The organism is Phaeovulum sp. (genome assembly GCF_047638075.1).
In the GTDB taxonomy this organism is placed as follows: domain Bacteria; phylum Pseudomonadota; class Alphaproteobacteria; order Rhodobacterales; family Rhodobacteraceae; genus UBA6197.
In genome coordinates this window covers 1-15,956 of the sequence record NZ_JBLJBV010000013.1, presented here as the reverse complement: position 1 = coordinate 15,956, position 15,956 = coordinate 1, and the positions used below count along the sequence as shown (strand labels likewise).

Annotated in this window: 18 protein-coding genes and 1 tRNA gene; 7 read left to right on the top strand and 12 right to left on the bottom strand. The window is 60.3% G+C overall.

Features of this window, described 5'->3' with window-relative positions:
• Positions 1–1,009: NAD(P)/FAD-dependent oxidoreductase (locus ACM62R_RS01535; protein ID WP_415182305.1), on the bottom strand; the 1,009-nt coding region annotated here is incomplete at its 3' end.
• A gap of 99 nt (positions 1,010–1,108) precedes the next feature.
• Here ACM62R_RS01535 and ACM62R_RS01530 point away from each other — a divergent pair.
• Both ACM62R_RS01530 and ACM62R_RS01525 read left to right on the top strand, forming a co-directional pair.
• Complete coding sequence (locus ACM62R_RS01530; RefSeq protein ID WP_415182304.1) at positions 1,109–2,062, top strand: LysR substrate-binding domain-containing protein; 954 nt, start codon at positions 1,109–1,111, stop codon at positions 2,060–2,062.
• Positions 2,063–2,439: 377 nt separating this feature from the next.
• Positions 2,440–3,990 carry a trimethylamine methyltransferase family protein gene (locus tag ACM62R_RS01525; protein WP_415182303.1) on the top strand — a complete coding sequence of 517 codons (1,551 nt, stop codon included), beginning with the start codon at positions 2,440–2,442 and terminating at the stop codon, positions 3,988–3,990.
• 93 nt (positions 3,991–4,083) lie between these two features.
• On the opposite strand, the gene ACM62R_RS01520 is transcribed toward ACM62R_RS01525, so the two are convergent.
• The 4 genes from ACM62R_RS01520 to ACM62R_RS01505 all read right to left on the bottom strand — a co-directional run bounded on the left by ACM62R_RS01520 (position 4,084) and on the right by ACM62R_RS01505 (position 8,134).
• Positions 4,084–5,385: an HlyC/CorC family transporter gene (locus ACM62R_RS01520; protein WP_415182302.1), complete on the bottom strand. Its 1,302-nt coding sequence runs from the start codon at positions 5,383–5,385 to the stop codon at positions 4,084–4,086.
• A gap of 61 nt (positions 5,386–5,446) precedes the next feature.
• Complete coding sequence (locus ACM62R_RS01515) at positions 5,447–6,415, bottom strand: tyrosine recombinase (RefSeq protein WP_415182301.1); 969 nt, start codon at positions 6,413–6,415, stop codon at positions 5,447–5,449.
• Positions 6,412–8,010 carry a hypothetical protein gene (locus ACM62R_RS01510; RefSeq protein WP_415182300.1) on the bottom strand — a complete coding sequence of 533 codons (1,599 nt, stop codon included), beginning with the start codon at positions 8,008–8,010 and terminating at the stop codon, positions 6,412–6,414. The genes ACM62R_RS01515 and ACM62R_RS01510 overlap by 4 nt, the downstream gene beginning before the upstream one ends.
• Positions 7,997–8,134, bottom strand: coding sequence for a hypothetical protein (locus ACM62R_RS01505; protein ID WP_415182299.1), 138 nt, complete (start codon positions 8,132–8,134; stop codon positions 7,997–7,999). Before ACM62R_RS01505 ends, ACM62R_RS01510 begins: the two co-directional genes overlap by 14 nt.
• A 166-nt stretch (positions 8,135–8,300) precedes the next feature.
• On the opposite strand from ACM62R_RS01505, the gene ACM62R_RS01500 reads away from it, so the two are divergent.
• A complete protein-coding gene (locus ACM62R_RS01500; protein WP_415182298.1) occupies positions 8,301–8,897 on the top strand; it encodes a shikimate kinase in 597 nt (198 codons plus the stop codon).
• On the top strand, positions 8,897–10,003 hold the full coding sequence (gene aroB, locus ACM62R_RS01495; RefSeq protein ID WP_415182306.1) for a 3-dehydroquinate synthase: 1,107 nt from the start codon (positions 8,897–8,899) through the stop codon (positions 10,001–10,003). Before ACM62R_RS01500 ends, aroB begins: the two co-directional genes overlap by 1 nt.
• Positions 10,004–10,128: 125 nt before the next feature.
• Here aroB and ACM62R_RS01490 read toward each other — a convergent pair whose 3' ends face one another.
• The 3 genes from ACM62R_RS01490 to hisA all read right to left on the bottom strand — a co-directional run bounded on the left by ACM62R_RS01490 (position 10,129) and on the right by hisA (position 12,024).
• The gene (locus ACM62R_RS01490) at positions 10,129–10,440 is read right to left on the bottom strand and encodes a phosphoribosyl-ATP diphosphatase (RefSeq protein WP_415182297.1); all 312 of its coding nucleotides are present in this window, start codon (positions 10,438–10,440) and stop codon (positions 10,129–10,131) included.
• A complete protein-coding gene (gene hisF, locus ACM62R_RS01485; RefSeq protein ID WP_415182296.1) occupies positions 10,437–11,198 on the bottom strand; it encodes an imidazole glycerol phosphate synthase subunit HisF in 762 nt (253 codons plus the stop codon). Before hisF ends, ACM62R_RS01490 begins: the two co-directional genes overlap by 4 nt.
• 106 nt (positions 11,199–11,304) lie before the next feature.
• On the bottom strand, positions 11,305–12,024 hold the full coding sequence (hisA, locus tag ACM62R_RS01480; RefSeq protein WP_415182295.1) for a 1-(5-phosphoribosyl)-5-[(5-phosphoribosylamino)methylideneamino]imidazole-4-carboxamide isomerase: 720 nt from the start codon (positions 12,022–12,024) through the stop codon (positions 11,305–11,307).
• A gap of 143 nt (positions 12,025–12,167) precedes the next feature.
• Between hisA and ACM62R_RS01475 the strand changes: the two genes are divergently transcribed.
• On the top strand, positions 12,168–12,551 hold the full coding sequence (locus ACM62R_RS01475) for a DUF2147 domain-containing protein (protein ID WP_415182294.1): 384 nt from the start codon (positions 12,168–12,170) through the stop codon (positions 12,549–12,551).
• A gap of 3 nt (positions 12,552–12,554) precedes the next feature.
• Here the strand turns inward: ACM62R_RS01475 and ACM62R_RS01470 are convergent, their stop codons facing one another.
• From ACM62R_RS01470 to hisB, 3 genes are read right to left on the bottom strand one after another with little or no spacing between them, the layout of a single operon-like run.
• Positions 12,555–13,223 carry an ATP-binding protein gene (locus ACM62R_RS01470; protein ID WP_415182293.1) on the bottom strand — a complete coding sequence of 223 codons (669 nt, stop codon included), beginning with the start codon at positions 13,221–13,223 and terminating at the stop codon, positions 12,555–12,557.
• Entirely contained in the window at positions 13,220–13,858 is a 639-nt protein-coding gene (gene hisH, locus ACM62R_RS01465; RefSeq protein ID WP_415182292.1) for an imidazole glycerol phosphate synthase subunit HisH, read from the bottom strand. The genes ACM62R_RS01470 and hisH overlap by 4 nt, the downstream gene beginning before the upstream one ends.
• A 20-nt stretch (positions 13,859–13,878) precedes the next feature.
• Positions 13,879–14,466, bottom strand: a complete 588-nt coding sequence (gene hisB / locus ACM62R_RS01460) for an imidazoleglycerol-phosphate dehydratase HisB (protein ID WP_415182291.1) — start codon at positions 14,464–14,466, stop codon at positions 13,879–13,881.
• Positions 14,467–14,622: 156 nt separating this feature from the next.
• Between hisB and ACM62R_RS01455 the strand changes: the two genes are divergently transcribed.
• The gene (locus ACM62R_RS01455) at positions 14,623–15,051 is read left to right on the top strand and encodes a hypothetical protein (protein ID WP_415182290.1); all 429 of its coding nucleotides are present in this window, start codon (positions 14,623–14,625) and stop codon (positions 15,049–15,051) included.
• Between the two features lie 106 nt (positions 15,052–15,157).
• On the opposite strand, the gene ACM62R_RS01450 is transcribed toward ACM62R_RS01455, so the two are convergent.
• A tRNA-Gly gene (locus tag ACM62R_RS01450) sits at positions 15,158–15,232 on the bottom strand.
• Positions 15,233–15,583: 351 nt separating this feature from the next.
• Between ACM62R_RS01450 and ACM62R_RS01445 the strand changes: the two genes are divergently transcribed.
• Positions 15,584–15,907 (top strand): hypothetical protein, encoded by a 324-nt coding sequence (locus ACM62R_RS01445; RefSeq protein WP_415182289.1) that lies wholly within the window; start codon positions 15,584–15,586, stop codon positions 15,905–15,907.
• Positions 15,908–15,956: the final 49 nt, after the last annotated feature.

The window sequence follows — 15,956 nt, the reverse complement described above, 5'->3', positions numbered from 1 at the left end:
GCAGCTCATCCGGCGTCATCTGGATCGGGCCGCGGGTGTTGGATTTGATCCCGACCGTGCCCAGTGCCGGCACGCGCTCCAACGCCTTTTCCCACTGGGTTTCAACCGCCTCGAAATCCTCGGGCATAAGATCCATGCCAAAGTCCTTTGGCACCCCATCAACCGCCCATAGTTTCAGGTCTTTTTCCATCTCATAGGGGCCAAATTGCAGCCCGCCCACGTCTTCGCGCAGATAGGCGCCATAATCTTCGTCACGCAGGATCGGATATTGCGGCAAGCCAGCCTTGCGGCGTGCCACAAGATCGGGCAGCGGTTCGGTGGTCCAGTATTGGTGCAGGATCGGCACGCACGGCAGATCCAGACCGACCCGTTTCGCATTCTCCCGCGCGTAATTGCCAGTTGCAAAGATCAGATGATCGCAGGTGATCTCTCCCTTGTTAGTGACAACCTTCCAGCCGCCACCGGCAAGCTTTTCATAGGCCTGCGCTTCGGTTTCCTGATAGATGACCGCGCCACGATCCCGCGCCAGCCTAGCCATGCCCATGGTCACATCCGAGGGGTTCACATAGCCATCATGAGGATGGAAAATACCGCCCTTGATATTTTCGTTCGGGTTCAAAAGCGGGTGTTTTTCCCGCACCTGCCCGGGGGTCAGGATTTCGGCCTCGATTCCGGCGGCTTCGGCAATGCCGATATAGCTGAGAAATTCGTCCATCCGTTCGCGGGTATTGGCCACGCGCAACTGGCCAACCAGGTTCAGACCGATGGATGACCCCAGTTCCTTTTCTACATCCTTGTAGATATTGATTGTTTCCTGCGTCATCCGGCTGATGTTGGTTGACCGCACAAAGGTCACCAGAAGGCCGGCAGCATGCCATGTTGACCCGGCCGTCAACTGGCGGCGTTCGATCATCACCACGTCTGTGCAGCCGTGCTTTGTCATTCCATAAAGGATTGCGGCCCCCACACAGCCCCCCCCGACAACAACGACTTTTGCGTGCGGCTTCATGTTGGGCCCCCTTTTCGGTCTTGCGTTCTGCCAAGACGCTAGGAGAAACATTTTGCTTTGTGACCTTGTATAATTTTCATGCGGTGATAACCCTGAGTTATGCAAAAATTACGCCGCGCCCTGCCGTCCCTCTCCAATATTTACGTCATCGACGCGGTGGCCAGACACCTAAGCTTTACCGAAGCGGCGCGAGAACTGGGCATTTCGCAACCTGCTGTCAGCAAATCGGTCAAAACCGTTGAGGCGGGGATCGGTGTTCGACTGTTTGACCGAAAACACCGCGGGTTGTCGGTAACGCCAGAGGGGCAAATCTTTTGTTCGGAATGCGCCGCTATCCTGGCGCGGTTGGATCGGGTTGTTGCAAGCTTTGCCAAGCCGCGCGGTGCAGCGCCGGTCAAGCTAAGCTTTTCCTCAAGCTTCGTGGCCTTGTGGCTGCTGCCAAAGCTACCCGCGCTGAAAAGCCTGTACCCGCAGATGTCGCTTAGCATTGACGAAAGCATCAGCGAATATCTGGATCCGCGCGTAACCGACTATGATTTTTCTTCGCGTCTGGGCAAGGGCGAATGGGATGGGTTCGACAGTTGGCTTTTGGTGCCCGAACGTATCTGTGCCGTGGCCACGCCAGAGTATCTGGCCCGGAACGCGGAACGTTTTGCGTCAGAAGGGTTTGGGGCGCTGACGTTGCTGCATACCGTCGAACCAAAACGCAAACGCACCACCTGGGCCGAGTGGTTGCACGGTGTTGGTTTGCCGGGTGAGGATCTAAACTCGGATATGGTGTTTTCCGATTATCATTCGGCGGTTGATGCCGCGCTTTTGGGGCAGGGGGCAGCTTTGGGCTGGGCGCATGTGACCGAGGATCTGTTGGCGACAGGGCGTCTGGTCCAAGTTGGCGACAGATGGCTGCAAACCGGCGATGCCTTTTATATAGTGTCGCCTTCCGATCGAGAACATTCGGCGCTGCACAAGGCATTTCTGCGCTGGATTCTGGGTGCGGCAAAAGATTGCCAGCCCTCGGCTCTGGCCGAAGACCAGGGTCGTGTGGTGAACTGAGCGACCCGGCGGCGGAGTTGACTTTTGCACTGCCCCATTCGGCCTGCCGCGCTCACTGGTCAACGAGGGCTTGGGCCGCCTTTCGGCCCACCTGCGACCCGTACGCAATGGCACCTTCACCCACAGGGCGGTAGCTCCGGCATCAGGCATCAACCCGAATGAGGCCACGGCAGGCCCTTTCCAGCAGCCCGTAAGGTACGCCCGACACGCCTTCAAACCCGCACCACGCCGGTGAGACGCAGACCGCCAAGCCGGCAAAGCAGCGCCTCTTCCGCAATGGTCGGTCGCTTCTTTACCCCTGATGTCGCAATCCGCGCGTAACAGAGCGCCACTCCGGGGTAAAAGCCAAGTCAGCGACTTTGACGGAGGAACACGGGATGAATGACACGGCGGGCGTAGGGCGTAGATCGCGTGGCGGTGGCGGAGGGGCTGCCCGACGTGCAGAACGCACCGCAGTGCGGCAGGAATTTACCCGTTTTATCGAACGAAACATTCCCAATCTCGATATCCTGAATGAAGAGGCGCTGGCGATTATCGAGGCCAATGCCGAAACTGTTCTGGAAGAAATCGGCGTCAGTTTTGTTGACAACCCGGCCGCACTCGCGCGCTGGCGCGAGGCGGGGGCCGATGTGAAAGGCGAACGTGTGCGTCTGCCCAAGGGCCTTGCGCGCAAGCTTTGTGCGACCGCACCCGCCATGTTCACCCAACACGCCCGCAACCCTGACCGCAATGTTGTGATCGGTGGCAAGGGGCTGGTGCTGGCCCCGGTCTATGGCCCCCCGTTCGTACGCGATGCCGAAGGGGGGCGGCGTTATGCGACTATCGAAGATTTCCGAAATTTCGTAAAGCTGGGGCAGATGTCGAAATGGTTGCACCACTCGGGCGGTACCGTCTGTGAGCCGACCGATGTCGCGGTTAACAAGCGCCACCTTGATATGCTGCACGCACACATGACACTTGCCGATAAACCTTATATGGGCTCGGTCACGGAACGCTCGCGTTGTGTTGACAGTGTCGAGATGTCAAAGATCTTGTTTGGCGCGGATTTTGTCGACCAAAACACGGTGATGACCTCACTGATCAATATCAATTCGCCGCTGACCTTCGATCCGATCATGATGGACGCGCTTGAGGTTTATGCGTCCGCGAATCAGGCCTGTATCATCTCGCCGTTTATCGTTGGGGGGGCAATGGCACCGGTAACAGTAGCCGGAACGCTGACCCAGGTGCTGGCCGAAGTGCTTGCGGGTGTGGCCTACTCACAGCTGATCCGACCAGGCGCCCCGGTGATCTTTGGCGCTTTTGTCACCTCGATCGACATGAATTCAGGCGCGCCCACCTTTGGCACCCCGGAGGCCGCGCAGATCACCCTTGGCGCGGGGCAACTGGCACGACGTCTGGGTTTGCCCTACCGCTCGGCCGGGGCGTTTTGCGGCTCAAAGCTGCCGGATGCGCAAGCCGCCTACGAATCCGCCAATAGCCTGAATATCGGACTTCTGTCAGGGGTGAATTTCATGCTCCATGCCTGCGGCTGGCTGGAAGGTGGGCTTGTGTCATCTTATGAGAAATATATCATGGATGCCGATCAACTGGGCGTAATGCACCGCCTTGCCGCAGGCATCGACATGAGCGCGAACGGCCAGGCCATGGACGCACTGCGCGAAGTCGGACCCGGTGGCCATTTTCTAGGCTGCGACCATACCCAGGCCAATTTCAAAAATGCGTTCTGGCGGACTGATCTGCTGGACTATAAACCCTTTGAAACTTGGGAAGAAGAGGGCGCGCGCGATACCGTAGCCCTTGCTGGGGTGCGTGTTAAAAAGATGCTGGGCGACTATCAGGCCCCGGATCTCGACCCCGGCCTTGCCGAAGCCCTTTCTGACTATGTTGCCCGAAAAAAAGCTGCCGTGCCGGACGCCTTCGTCTAATTGCTTTTTTTTGGCCCAAAATACTCCCGCCGGAGGCTCCGATGGTTACCGTTGGAGCCTCCGGCGGGAGTATTTTGGGCCAAAAAAAAGCCGTCAGAGTGGCCGGATTTTTAGCTTGGTCAGTCGATTTTCCTTGCGATTCATCACTTCAAAACGAAAACCATGGAATGAAAAGACCTGCCCTTCCGTCGGGATAAGCTGCGCTTCGTGAATCACCAGACCGGCGATGGTATTGGCCTCGTCATCGGGCAATTGCCAATCCATCATTCGGTTCAGGTCGCGGATCGTCATCGTACCGTCAACCAGATAGTCACCGGAGTCGGTGCGGTTCAGTTGGGCCGGGGCGTCCGGGTCGAATTCATCGGTAATTTCACCGACGATCTCCTCCAGGATATCTTCGAGGGTGAGCAGGCCCTTGAGGTCACCATATTCGTCGACAACCAGCGCAAAATGGGTGCGCCGTTTCAGAAACTCGCGCATCTGTTCGTCAAGCGGCGTGGTTTCGGGTACAAAATAGGCCTTCATTGCCACTTTCAGCACATCAAGGTCACGCACCGAGGCAAGATTGCCATCTTCGCCGCGCACCACCTTTTCAACTGCGCGCAGCAGATCTTTTGAGTGGATCACGCCGACAACGTTTTCTCGCTCGCCTTTGTAAAGCGGTAGCCGCGTATGCGGTGAGGCCAGCACCGATGACAAGATCGTGTCAGGGTCGGAGTCGGCATCTATCATTTCGATCTGGCTGCGGTGGCGCATGATCTCTTCAACGGTGCGTGATCCTAGATCAAGCGCCCCCAACAGCCGGTCACGGTCCTCTTTTTGCACGGTACCTTCGGAGGCACCGATAGCAAGTGCGCCGGCAATTTCTTCCTGTACGGAAAACATGATGGTATTGGGATCGGTGCGCACGCCAAACACCCATAAAAGCCCGCGCACCGTCAGCCGAACGATTGAAACGATGGGCGCCAGAACGAACGTCAGCAGGCGGATCGGGCGCGCCACGCGGCTAGCTGCGTTTTCGGGGTTGGTGATTGCGTAGGTTTTGGGCAGGACTTCGGAAAAGACCAGCACCAGCACAGTCATCCCCAGTGTCGCGAGGGCCACGCCACTATCGCCAAAGACCCGGGTCAGCATGGCCGTCGCAAGAGATGCGGACAGGATATTGACCACGTTATTGCCCAAAAGGATCGCTCCGATCAGCCGTTCGCTGTCTTCGGTCACGTTCAATGCGGCTTCGGCGCCTGCATCCCCTTTGTCAGCGCGGGATCGCAGCTTGGCGCGGGATGCAGCGGTCAATGCGGTTTCTGAGCCCGAAAAGAATGCTGACATCATCAAAAGGGCCAAGATAGCGGCGACGGTCATCCAAAAGGCGGTATCCAGCACGGGCATTTCCATCGGTTTCTTTGGTCAGGTTAACTTATGCGTAGAGGGGGAGCGTCATTCAAGGAAAAGGCGCTTAGCGGGCGGGGTGCGCCAACGGGTGATGCTCTAGCACCAGCGCTTTTAGCCTTGCATCCAGCACATGGGTGTAGATTTCGGTGGTCGACAGATCGGCATGGCCCAGCAGGGTCTGGATTGCGCGCAGATCGGCGCCGCCCTCCAGAAGGTGCGTGGCAAATGCGTGGCGCAGCACATGCGGCGTGACCCGTACCGAAGATATCCCCGCCGCGACCGAAAGCTCCTTCAGCAAGCCATGAAACGCTTGCCGCGTGAGGTGGCCTTCGGCACCAGTGCCGGGAAACAGGAACCGGGACGGCGGGGATTTTCGGGCAGCCCGCGCCTTGTCTTCGGCGGCATCGCGCACCGACAGCCATTCTCCCAATGCCGCCCGGGCGGGTGAGGATAGCGGCACCATCCGTTCCTTGCCGCCCTTGCCGCGGATCAGCAGCATTCGCGGATCGCCGCGTGCCGCAGAAACCGGAAGGCCGACCAGTTCGCTGACGCGCATCCCCGTGGCATATAGCACCTCCATCAGGCAGGTGTTGCGGGTGCGATCGTCGGCCGTGCGCCCAGAGTTTCGGGCGGCTGCCAGCAGGGCCTCCACCTCGGTCAGGGTCAAGGTTTTGGGTAGCCGCCGGTCCTTGCCGGGGCCGCAGATGCGGATTGCCGGGTCGTCAGTGCGCCAACCCTCGTCATAGGCAAAGCGGTAAAGCTGGCGGATGGCCGATAGGCGGCGGGCGCGGGTTGCCTTGGCCAGCCCCTGCGCCTCGCATGAAATCAGATAGGATTCGATGGTTTCGCGCGGGGCTTTGGCAAAGGTTTCGCCGCGGTGGGTCACAAATGCGGCAAAATCCAGCAGGTCGCGGCCATAGGCCAGCAAGGTGTTGCGCGCGGCCCCGGCCTCGGCTGCCTGAGCCTCCAGAAAGGTTGAAATCCAGCGTTCGGTCGCTGTGTCCGGGCGTTCAGACCCTTCTGCCCCGATCATCCGCGGCGCTCCAACACGACCAATTCCAGTGCGGCGCGGCGGGCGGTGCTTTCCAGCCCGACGTGGCGCAGCAAAGAAAGGCCCGCGGTGACGCGGCGATAATCGCCCTTGGCGCCTTCGGTCACATCGTCGATAGCGCGCAGCAATGCCTCACCCAGGCGATCGGCGGGCAGCAGGTCGGCGTAGGCTTCGGGGGCGGCGGGCGGGGCGTCAAATACCGCCTTCAGTGCGATCCCCAGTGTATCTGTCGCGGCAAGCCCCGTGGTGCTGCCTTTCGCGACGCCGATCAGCAAAGCCTCATCAGCGTCCTGCGGGGTGCGGGCGCGGGCAATAGGTTCATACTCTTCCGATAAAAGCCCCAGCCGAAAGGCAATACGGGCGGGCGTTCCCGAAAGAGGTATCTGCGCCAATGGCTTGGCGTATAGGGCGGCCAACTGCGCCTCCAGCTCGACCGCCTCCATGGCGGCAAAGGCACGGGGCAGGGCGGCTGATACTGTCTTGGCCGAGCCTGCGGCGATGGCCGCATCCAGTGCTGCCATGGCCGAAACCCGGTCCCAAACCCCACCCGAGGCGGCGGCGGCTGTTTCGGTATAAAGGCCCAGCAGCTGGTTTGGATCAATCGCGCCCATCTTGGCCAGCCGTTCGGCGGCCTCGATCCGGGTTTTCCAACCGGTATTGGCACGCAGGTCAGCCTGCGAAAACGCAACCGGCAGTGTCGTGGTCGGCAGGGGTTGGCCAATTGCCTCCATCATCCGAAAGACCAATGGCGTGGGGTGCAGCGGCGCGGGAAGATCGTTGCTGTCTTCGGCAAATTCAGGGTCCAGGAACCGTTCCAGCAGCGGGTCCATTGCCGGGTCTATCTGGCCAAGGCTGCGCGCGGTGGCAAATGAGAGCGCGGCGGCGGGCCAGTCGCCCGCCCGCGCCAGACAAAAGATCCGCGCCGGAAACGAGGGCGATACGTTGGGCGTTTCGCGCAGGCTTTCGCAGGCCTTGTCTTCCTGACCCAGCAAAAGCGCCACATCAAACAGCCGGCGAAACCGCTCAGGGTTGTTGGAGCCGGCCTGTTGCAGCAGCGCAAAGGCCGGCTCCAGTGCACCCAGATCCAGTAACCGGTCGATGCGCGCCAGAAACAGGGTATTGCCTTGATCGGGGCTGGCAAATCGGGGCGGGTCCAGTTCCGCCAACAAGAGTGTGACCAAAAGCGACTGGATCGCCGGCAGGGTATCAACGCGCTCCTTGCGCAACAGACGGGCAAGATCGACCTCGGGGGTGTTACCCCAAAGCCCGCGTGGCAGGCCGGTTTTTGCCGTTGATAACAGCCCTAATGCCGCGATGTTGGGTAGGTCCAGGGCGGTAACGGAAACCGGCTCGACGCCTGCGCCGTGCGAAACCGGCGCTTCGCCCGGAACGGCCCCCAGGTTGGCCCCGGGCGTTGTGTAAGGCGACGGCGCCGACATTACCACCGACGTTGAAAGCCAGTCTATGGCAGACATCGGGGCGTTCACGGCCCTTTCTTGTTGCCAATCTTGTGCGTGGGCTGTGCCACACAACAACGCCCAGGCAATCAGCCCGGCAAAGCCCTTATTTAGTGACATTCAGATCTACCGGAACATGGCTATCGGTGACTGGCGGGCGCATATCACCCAGATAGGCATACCCTGCCAGACCCACCGCCCCAAGAATTGCCAGAATGAATAGCAGTTTGATGATCCGACCCATTTGCCTGTCTTTCCCGGTCTTTTACTCTTTGAGCTGTTTTGTCGTGCCAGTTTTCCTCGGGCGCATTATATATGGCATTTCCGGGAAGATCACGCCATTCAGGACAAAATGAGATAAATGCGCAAACTCCTGCCGGAGATGTGATCGCAGCAAAGGGTAAAGATCGGTGTCTGACGACCAAACCCATCTACAATTGTGCCGACCGATTGTGCTGGTTGGCATGATGGGGGCCGGGAAAACCGCCGTGGGCAACCAGATTGCACGTCTTTTGGGGGTGCCGTTTCTTGATTCTGACGAAGAGATCGTGCGCGCGGCCCAGATGTCGGTAGCCGAGATTTTCGCCCGCGACGGCGAGGCGTTTTTTCGTGCCCGCGAATCAGAGGTTCTGGCGCGGTTGATGAGGGCGGCACCTTCGGTTTTGTCGACGGGTGGCGGCGCCTTTCTGGCCGAGGCGAACCGTGCGATCATTGCCAAGCATGGCGTATCGGTCTGGCTGAAGGCGGATCTTGAGGTGTTGTGGAACCGGGTGCGTCACAAGAATACGCGCCCCTTGCTGCGCACCGCTGACCCGAAGGGCACATTGGCGGGGCTGCTGAACAACCGTGCGCCGCTCTATGCCCGTGCGCAGGTGATCGTCGAGGCCGCGCCCCACCTTTCGATTGACGCGATGGCGCACAAGGTTATCGCTGCGCTGCAGGCCACGCCGGGGGTGTTTGCAAAGGCCGGGGCGATGGATAAGCCTAAAGAAGGAACAGACGGATGATGCGTGAAACGGTAGCGGTGGATCTGGGCGCGCGGTCTTATGAGGTGCAGATCGGTGCCGGGCTTTTGGCAACCGCCGGCGCCGAGATTGCGCCATTGCTGCGCCGCCCCCGCGTGGCTGTCATCACCGACGAGACGGTCGGCGCGCTGCATCTGGCGGCGCTGCGCGCGGGTTTGGGTAACATCGACATGGTCAGCCTTGCCCTTCCCGCGGGCGAGTCCACCAAGGGCTGGCCGCAGTTTTCGCGCGCGGTTGAATGGCTGCTTGAACAGCAGGTCGAGCGCAAGGATGTTGTCATTGCCTTTGGCGGCGGCGTGATTGGCGATCTGGTGGGTTTTGCCGCAGCGGTCCTGCGGCGCGGGGTCCGGTTCGTTCAGATCCCCACCACGCTTCTGGCGCAGGTTGACAGCAGTGTTGGCGGCAAGACCGGGATCAACGCCCCCCAAGGCAAGAACCTGATCGGTGCGTTCCATCAGCCCAGCCTCGTGCTGGCCGATATCGACCTGTTGGACACGCTGCCCACCCGCGACCTTCTGGCGGGTTACGGCGAGGTGGTTAAATACGGGCTTTTGGGTGACGCCGCCTTTTTTGACTGGTTAGAGACGAATGCCCCGGCGATGGCTGCGGGCGACACGGCGCTGCGGCTGCGGGCCGTAACGCGGTCTGTCCAGATGAAGGCGGAAATTGTCGTGCGCGATGAGACCGAAGAAGGCGACCGGGCGCTGTTGAATCTGGGGCACACATTCTGTCACGCGCTGGAAAAGGCCACCGGATACGGACCCCGTTTGCTGCATGGCGAGGGCGTGGCGATTGGCTGCGCGCTCGCGTTTGAATTAAGTCAGCGCATGGGTCTTTGCAGTCAAGAAGCCCCCAGCCGCGTGCGCGCGCATCTGCGTGCAATGGGTTGCAAGGTCGATCTGGCCGACATTCCCGGTGATCTGCCGGGGCCCGAGGCGCTGATCGGGTTGATGGCGCAAGATAAGAAGGTGCAAGACGGCCAGATGCGCTTTGTCCTTGCGCACGGCATCGGCAAGGCCTTTGTCTGCGCGGATGTGCCCGGCGATCTTTTGCATGATGTGCTGAGCGATGCCTTGGCCACGCGCTGACGCCCTATTCTTCAAAAGGGATCGGGGCTTTGAGCCTATCGGGTCGCTTGCGGATCGGGTCGTCGCGTTCTGGTTTGTTGCCCTGGCTTTTCAGAGGCGGCGCCATGGCGGAGATCGTCAAAAATTCAGCCGCGGCTGGCTTTCTCGACGATACCGGATGTACCGGCGCGGCGGTCAAGTTCGCCCAGCACATCGGCCAGCGTCACATCGCGGGCGGCCAGCATGACCAGCAGGTGGTAAAGCACGTCGGCTGCTTCGGATGTGAGGCGGGCGCGGTCGCCTTTTACCGCTTCGATAATCGCCTCAATGGATTCCTCACCGAATTTCTCGGCGCATTTTTCCGGGCCTTTTGCCAAAAGCTTGGCGGTCCAGGAACTATCGGGGTCGGCACTCTTGCGGGTGGCGATGGTGGCGGCAAGGTGGTCGAGTGCGTTCATGTCAGCCTCACGGGGATACCTGCGGCGGCCATGTGGGCCTTGGCCTGGCCGATGGTGAATTCGCCAAAATGGAAGATCGAGGCGGCCAGCACTGCCGAGGCACCGCCTTTGGTAACCCCTTCGACAAGGTGATCCAATGTTCCCACCCCGCCCGATGCAATCACCGGGATCGGGACCGCGTCTGATACCGCGCGGGTCAGCGGCAGGTTGAAGCCTGCGCGGGTGCCGTCGCGATCCATGCTGGTCAAGAGTATCTCGCCCGCACCTTTGGCGGCGACGGTGCGGGCAAATTCCACAGCGTCAATGCCGGTGGATTTGCGTCCGCCATGGGTAAAAATTTCCCATCTGCCGGGGCTGACGGTTTTTGCGTCAATTGCCACGACGATGCATTGCGCGCCGAAACGGTCGGCGGCCTCGGCTACGACATCAGGGTTGGCCACGGCGGCGGAATTGAAGCTGACCTTGTCAGCCCCGGCCAACAGTAACGCGCGCACGTTATGGTGGCTGCGCACGCCGCCGCCCACGGTCAGTGGCATGAAACACTGTTCCGCCGTGCGGGTGACCAGATCATACATCGTGCCCCGGTTTTCATGGGTGGCGTGGATGTCGAGAAAGCAAAGCTCGTCCGCGCCGGCGGCATCGTAGGCACGGGCTGCCTCGACGGGGTCGCCCGCGTCGATCAGGTTGACGAAGTTCACGCCCTTGACCACGCGGCCATCGGCGACATCGAGGCAGGGGATGATGCGGGTTTTCAGCATGGCATGCTCCTTTGGTGCGTTCTTAGCGCGGGCGGGCGCCTCTGGCCAGTGGCGGAGCGGGGGCCGGCCCCCGCACCCCCGGAGTATTTTGACCAAAGAAAAGCTGTCAGGTTTTCAGCGCGATCAGGGCCTGTGCCAGATCCAGCGCGCCGTCATAAATTGCGCGGCCGGAAATGGCCCCGGCGATCACGCCGGTATCACGCAGTGCGATAAGGTCCGGCAGTGAGGAAACCCCGCCGGAGGCGATGATCGGGATGGTCACTGCGCGGGCGAGGGCCTCGGTGGCGGTGATGTTGGGGCCTTGCATGGCACCGTCGCGCATGATGTCGGTGTAGATGATTGCGGCGACGCCGGCGTCTTCAAAGCGGCGTGCAAGATCGGTGACCATCACATCGGTTTCGGTGGCCCAGCCCTTGGTTGCCACGCGCCCGCCACGCGCGTCGATACCAACAGCGACCTTGCCGGGGAATTCGCGGGCCGCTTGTTGCACCAGATCAGGGTTTTCAACGGCGACGGTGCCAAGGATCACCCGCGCCAGCCCTTTGGTGAGCCAGCGTTCAATGGTGGCCATGTCGCGGATACCGCCGCCGAGCTGCGCGGGGATATGAAGGCGCGCAAGGATGGCCTCGACCGCGGCGGCGTTTACCGGCGCACCTGCAAAGGCGCCATTGAGATCGACGAGGTGGACCCATTCACAACCCGCAGCTTCAAAGGTGGCCGCCTGTGCCGCAGGGTCGTCACCGAAAACGGTGGCCTTTTCCATATCGCCATGCAGCAGGCGCACGCATTGGCCGTCTTTCAGGTCGATGGCGGGGTAAAGGATCATGGCGCTCTCCGTTCGGTTTGGGGCGTCTTGCCACAGCTTCGGGGCGATTGCAAAGTGTTGGAGAGGGGGGCGCTACGCTACGTTACGCTTGCCGGGAATCGGGGGCCATGGCGTGATGGGTGCAGATGTCAGGGAGGACACTGATGAGACGATTTGCATTTGCGGCGCTGTTTGCCTTTGTGGGGACTGTTGCCACTGCCGACCCGATTGAGGGGCTATGGCAGACCCAAGCCGACGACGGCGCCTTTGCCCATGTCAAAATCGCCCCATGCGGGGCCAATTACTGCGGCGTGATTGCGCGTACCTTCAATGACGGCGGCGAATACAAATCCGAGAACCTTGGTAAGAAACTGGTTATCGACATGGCGCCCAAGGGCGGCGGGAAATACAAGGGCCGGGTTTGGCGTCCGTCCAACAACAAGATCTATCTGGGCAAGATCGACCTGTCCGGTGACAAGATGAAGCTGGCGGGGTGCATTGCCGGTGGGCTTTTGTGCAGCAAGCAGAACTGGCAGCGGTTGAAATGACGGCTAAAGCGGGATCAGATCGGCAAAGATAAACCCGTCGCGGGTAACAACCTCGCCGGTGCGGACCGGGATCGGGGCCGAAAACATCGGCCCCGCCACGACGGCGGTGTGAAATTCGCCACGCTCGCCGCAAGGATCAACGCTTTCGGGCAGGTCCGCCAGCAGAGCTTCGTCATATTTACGCCCCGCAAAACTGCGGTCCAGATGCCTTGGGTCAACGGTGACAAGTCGTGTGTCCATGCCGCAGGCGATAATTTCACTTGCGAGCGTGGCGGTCGGGCGGCCCCATAGCGGAAACAGGGCTGTTACCCCCAGGGGGGCCAGTTTTTCCTCGCGGTAGGCGCGCACATCTTCCAGGCAGATATCGCCAAAGACCATGTGGCGCACGCCCAATGCCAGGACCTCGGACATTGCGGCGACCATTCGCGCCTCGTAATCTGCGTTCGCGCAGGGCCAGGGCAACGGCACCTCGATCAGGGGCAGACCCACGGCAGCAGCCTGGGCGCGTAGCAGCGCGGTGCGCGTGCCGTGCATCGCCACACGGTCGAAGGCCTCATTGGTCGTCGAGAGCAGCGCCACCACATCGGCCAACCCGTCGCGGCGCGCCACATGCAGCGCATAGGCGCAGTCCTTGCCCGAAGACCAGCTAAGAACGGCACGCGGTGCGCTCATGGTCGCCAACGCAGGAAATTGCCGATCAGCCGCAGCCCGGTGGCCTGGCTTTTTTCGGGGTGAAACTGGGTGCCGACCATGGTGTCGCGTCCGATGATCGCCGTAATCGGGCCAGCGTAATCGGCATGGGCCAGCAGATGCGAGGGGTTTTCAACGCGGAAGTGGTAGGAATGCACGAAATAGGCATGATCGCCGGTGTTGATCCCTTCAAGCAATGGGTGCGGTCGATCAATCACCAGATCGTTCCAACCCATATGCGGAACTTTCAGCGCCGGATCCGCGGGGGTGATTTTAACCACCTCGCCGGGCACCCAGCCAAAGCCCGGTGTGTCGCGATATTCGCGCCCCCAACTGGCCATCATCTGCATACCCACGCAGATGCCCAGAAAGGGCCGCGCCTTGACGTGTACCGCCTCTTCGATCGCGTCGAACAGCCCGCCATAACCGTCCAGCGCCTGCCGACAGGCCGGAAAAGCACCATCGCCCGGCAGAACAATCCGGTCGGCTCGGGCCACATCCTCGGGGGATGAGCTGACCAGAACCTCGCCGGCCCCCACCTCCAACGCCATGCGCTGAAAGGCTTTTTCAGCCGAGTGCAGGTTGCCTGAATCGTAATCGACCAGAACTGTCAGCATTATTTTTCCTTCTGCGGCAGTTACAGCGCACCCTTGGTCGAGGGCAGAACATCACCCATCCGCGGGTCTGGCTCTACCGCCATGCGCAGCGCCCGCGCGACCGCCTTGAAGGCAGCTTCTGCGATATGGTGACTATTGAAACCATGCACCTTGTCCACATGCAGCGTGATGCCGCCATGCGTGGCCAGCGCCTGAAAGAACTCGCGCACAAGCTCGGTGTCGAACGTGCCGATTTTTGCCGTGGGAAAATCGACGTTCCACACCAAAAACGGGCGCGCAGACAGATCCAGCGCGCAGGCCAGTTGCGCATCATCCATCGCCAGATTGAAATGCCCATAGCGCCGGATGCCGCGCTTGTCGCCCAGGGCGGCGGTCAGGGCCTGACCCAACGCAATGCCCGTATCTTCAACGGTGTGGTGATCGTCGATATGCAGATCGCCCTTGGCGCGGATGGTCATGTCGATCAGCGAATGGCGGGCCAACTGGTCCAGCATATGATCAAAAAACCCGACGCCCGTCTGGTTGTCATAGGTTCCGGTGCCGTCCAGATTCACCAAAACAGTGATCCCGGTTTCAGCCGTCTTGCGTTTGATAGAGGCGGTCCGCATGATGATTTCCCCGTTGGTCGTGCACCTTATAAGTTGCAATGGGGGCATTGTTAAGCTGCCAACGTCGGGAATTTCGCAGATGGCTTCCCTTCGCCTCTTCACACTTTGTTAAGAATTAGAGCGCGCAATGATGGGGTGTTTACCCGAGGATCGGCCATGAACATCCTCTTTTTGGAAACGGATAGCCCGGGTGGGCTTGATTACGTTGCCGCGCTTGGGGCCGATGGTCATCATGTCGATCATGCGCGCTCTCTTCATCGCGCGCTATCGACAGTGCGCACGTCCGGACTGGATTTGCTGATCGCAGCGCTGTTTCCGGCTGGCGATGCGACCCTTGGGGGTGACGGGCTGACGGTAGTCTTGACGGCCGAGTTTCACAACCCGCAGCTTTTGACGATCCTGCTGACAGACAGCCCGGTTTTCATGAACGGAGAGTTGTTCGAGATGTTTTCATCCCTGCGCTGGGTTCTGCCCCGCGGGGTTCGCGTCGCGGATCTTCTGGAAATCACGCGGCACCTCAGAGGTGCCCAAGATTGCGTGCTACCAATGACGAGCCCTGCAGATCGCCGCACCGCCCATCGCTGACTCCACCCAAGGTCCGGCCGCCATGCCGATCGAACCGGCCAGCGCCAATCCTGAAAAGCAAAAGGCCGCCAAAAGGCGGCCCGTCTACATCTCCTTTCGGAGAAAATGGAGCGGGCGATGAGATTCGAACTCACGACCCTAACCTTGGCAAGGTTATGCTCTACCCCTGAGCTACGCCCGCACTCCATACCGTCCGGTCCAATCTCTGTCCCTTCCGATGACCGGGGATGTATAAACTCCGCTTGCGGCCTGCAAGAGGAAAATGCGCGATCCGCGAAAATTTATGCCTTTGGGCGGTGTGTTGCAGCTCACCATACCGCAACCCACCTTGCCCGACCCAAAACCATAGCCCACCCATCGCTTTTTTTTTGCAGGAAATACTCTCGGGGGGTGAATTGCCCAAAGGGCAAGAGGGGGGGGCGGACAGCCCGCCCCTTACGGCAAATGTTGATTGCGCCATGACGGCGCGATCATTTCTGATCCTCTGAAAGTGAACCCATATCCCCATCGAACTCAAAACGATGGAGATGACATGTTTCGATTTGCAGCGATTCCCGGAGGATGGCCCTATGATGCAGGCCCTGATGCTGACGGGATGCATTCTCATATGCAGTTCAGGCTCTGGGGTAGAGACGAAAAGGGTATCAAGAAGCCTTTGGGCCCGACTTACCTTGCGCCGGCAGATCTGTGCGACTTTCACGAAGACGAAAAAATCCCGGAAGTTCGGATCACGAAGGGTGCGGCTGTGGAAGACGGGTCGGATTTTCTTGGGCGCCGATACCTGATCCATTTCGATGACATTGCGTGGATCGAGATCACGACGAAGGCAGTCCGTCTATTCAAAAAGTTCACATGAAGTCCCGCTCATAAACGCGCCCGCGTGCGAGCCCGATCCGCATAGCGGG

Excerpts from the sequence above, each read along its gene's own strand:
- hisB (WP_415182291.1), bottom strand. The coding sequence starts at position 14,466 with ATGCGGACCGCCTCTATCAAACGCAAGACGGCTGAAACCGGGATCACT.
- ACM62R_RS01510 (WP_415182300.1), bottom strand. The coding sequence starts at position 8,010 with ATGTCACTAAATAAGGGCTTTGCCGGGCTGATTGCCTGGGCGTTGTTG.
- ACM62R_RS01530 (WP_415182304.1), top strand. The coding sequence starts at position 1,109 with ATGCAAAAATTACGCCGCGCCCTGCCGTCCCTCTCCAATATTTACGTC.
- ACM62R_RS01445 (WP_415182289.1), top strand. The coding sequence starts at position 15,584 with ATGTTTCGATTTGCAGCGATTCCCGGAGGATGGCCCTATGATGCAGGC.
- ACM62R_RS01470 (WP_415182293.1), bottom strand. The coding sequence starts at position 13,223 with ATGAGCGCACCGCGTGCCGTTCTTAGCTGGTCTTCGGGCAAGGACTGC.
- ACM62R_RS01475 (WP_415182294.1), top strand. The coding sequence starts at position 12,168 with ATGAGACGATTTGCATTTGCGGCGCTGTTTGCCTTTGTGGGGACTGTT.
- hisA (WP_415182295.1), bottom strand. The coding sequence starts at position 12,024 with ATGATCCTTTACCCCGCCATCGACCTGAAAGACGGCCAATGCGTGCGC.
- ACM62R_RS01520 (WP_415182302.1), bottom strand. The coding sequence starts at position 5,385 with ATGGAAATGCCCGTGCTGGATACCGCCTTTTGGATGACCGTCGCCGCT.
- hisF (WP_415182296.1), bottom strand. The coding sequence starts at position 11,198 with ATGCTGAAAACCCGCATCATCCCCTGCCTCGATGTCGCCGATGGCCGC.
- ACM62R_RS01515 (WP_415182301.1), bottom strand. The coding sequence starts at position 6,415 with ATGATCGGGGCAGAAGGGTCTGAACGCCCGGACACAGCGACCGAACGC.
- ACM62R_RS01525 (WP_415182303.1), top strand. The coding sequence starts at position 2,440 with ATGAATGACACGGCGGGCGTAGGGCGTAGATCGCGTGGCGGTGGCGGA.
- ACM62R_RS01505 (WP_415182299.1), bottom strand. The coding sequence starts at position 8,134 with ATGGGTCGGATCATCAAACTGCTATTCATTCTGGCAATTCTTGGGGCG.
- ACM62R_RS01490 (WP_415182297.1), bottom strand. The coding sequence starts at position 10,440 with ATGAACGCACTCGACCACCTTGCCGCCACCATCGCCACCCGCAAGAGT.
- ACM62R_RS01455 (WP_415182290.1), top strand. The coding sequence starts at position 14,623 with ATGAACATCCTCTTTTTGGAAACGGATAGCCCGGGTGGGCTTGATTAC.
- aroB (WP_415182306.1), top strand. The coding sequence starts at position 8,897 with ATGCGTGAAACGGTAGCGGTGGATCTGGGCGCGCGGTCTTATGAGGTG.
- hisH (WP_415182292.1), bottom strand. The coding sequence starts at position 13,858 with ATGCTGACAGTTCTGGTCGATTACGATTCAGGCAACCTGCACTCGGCT.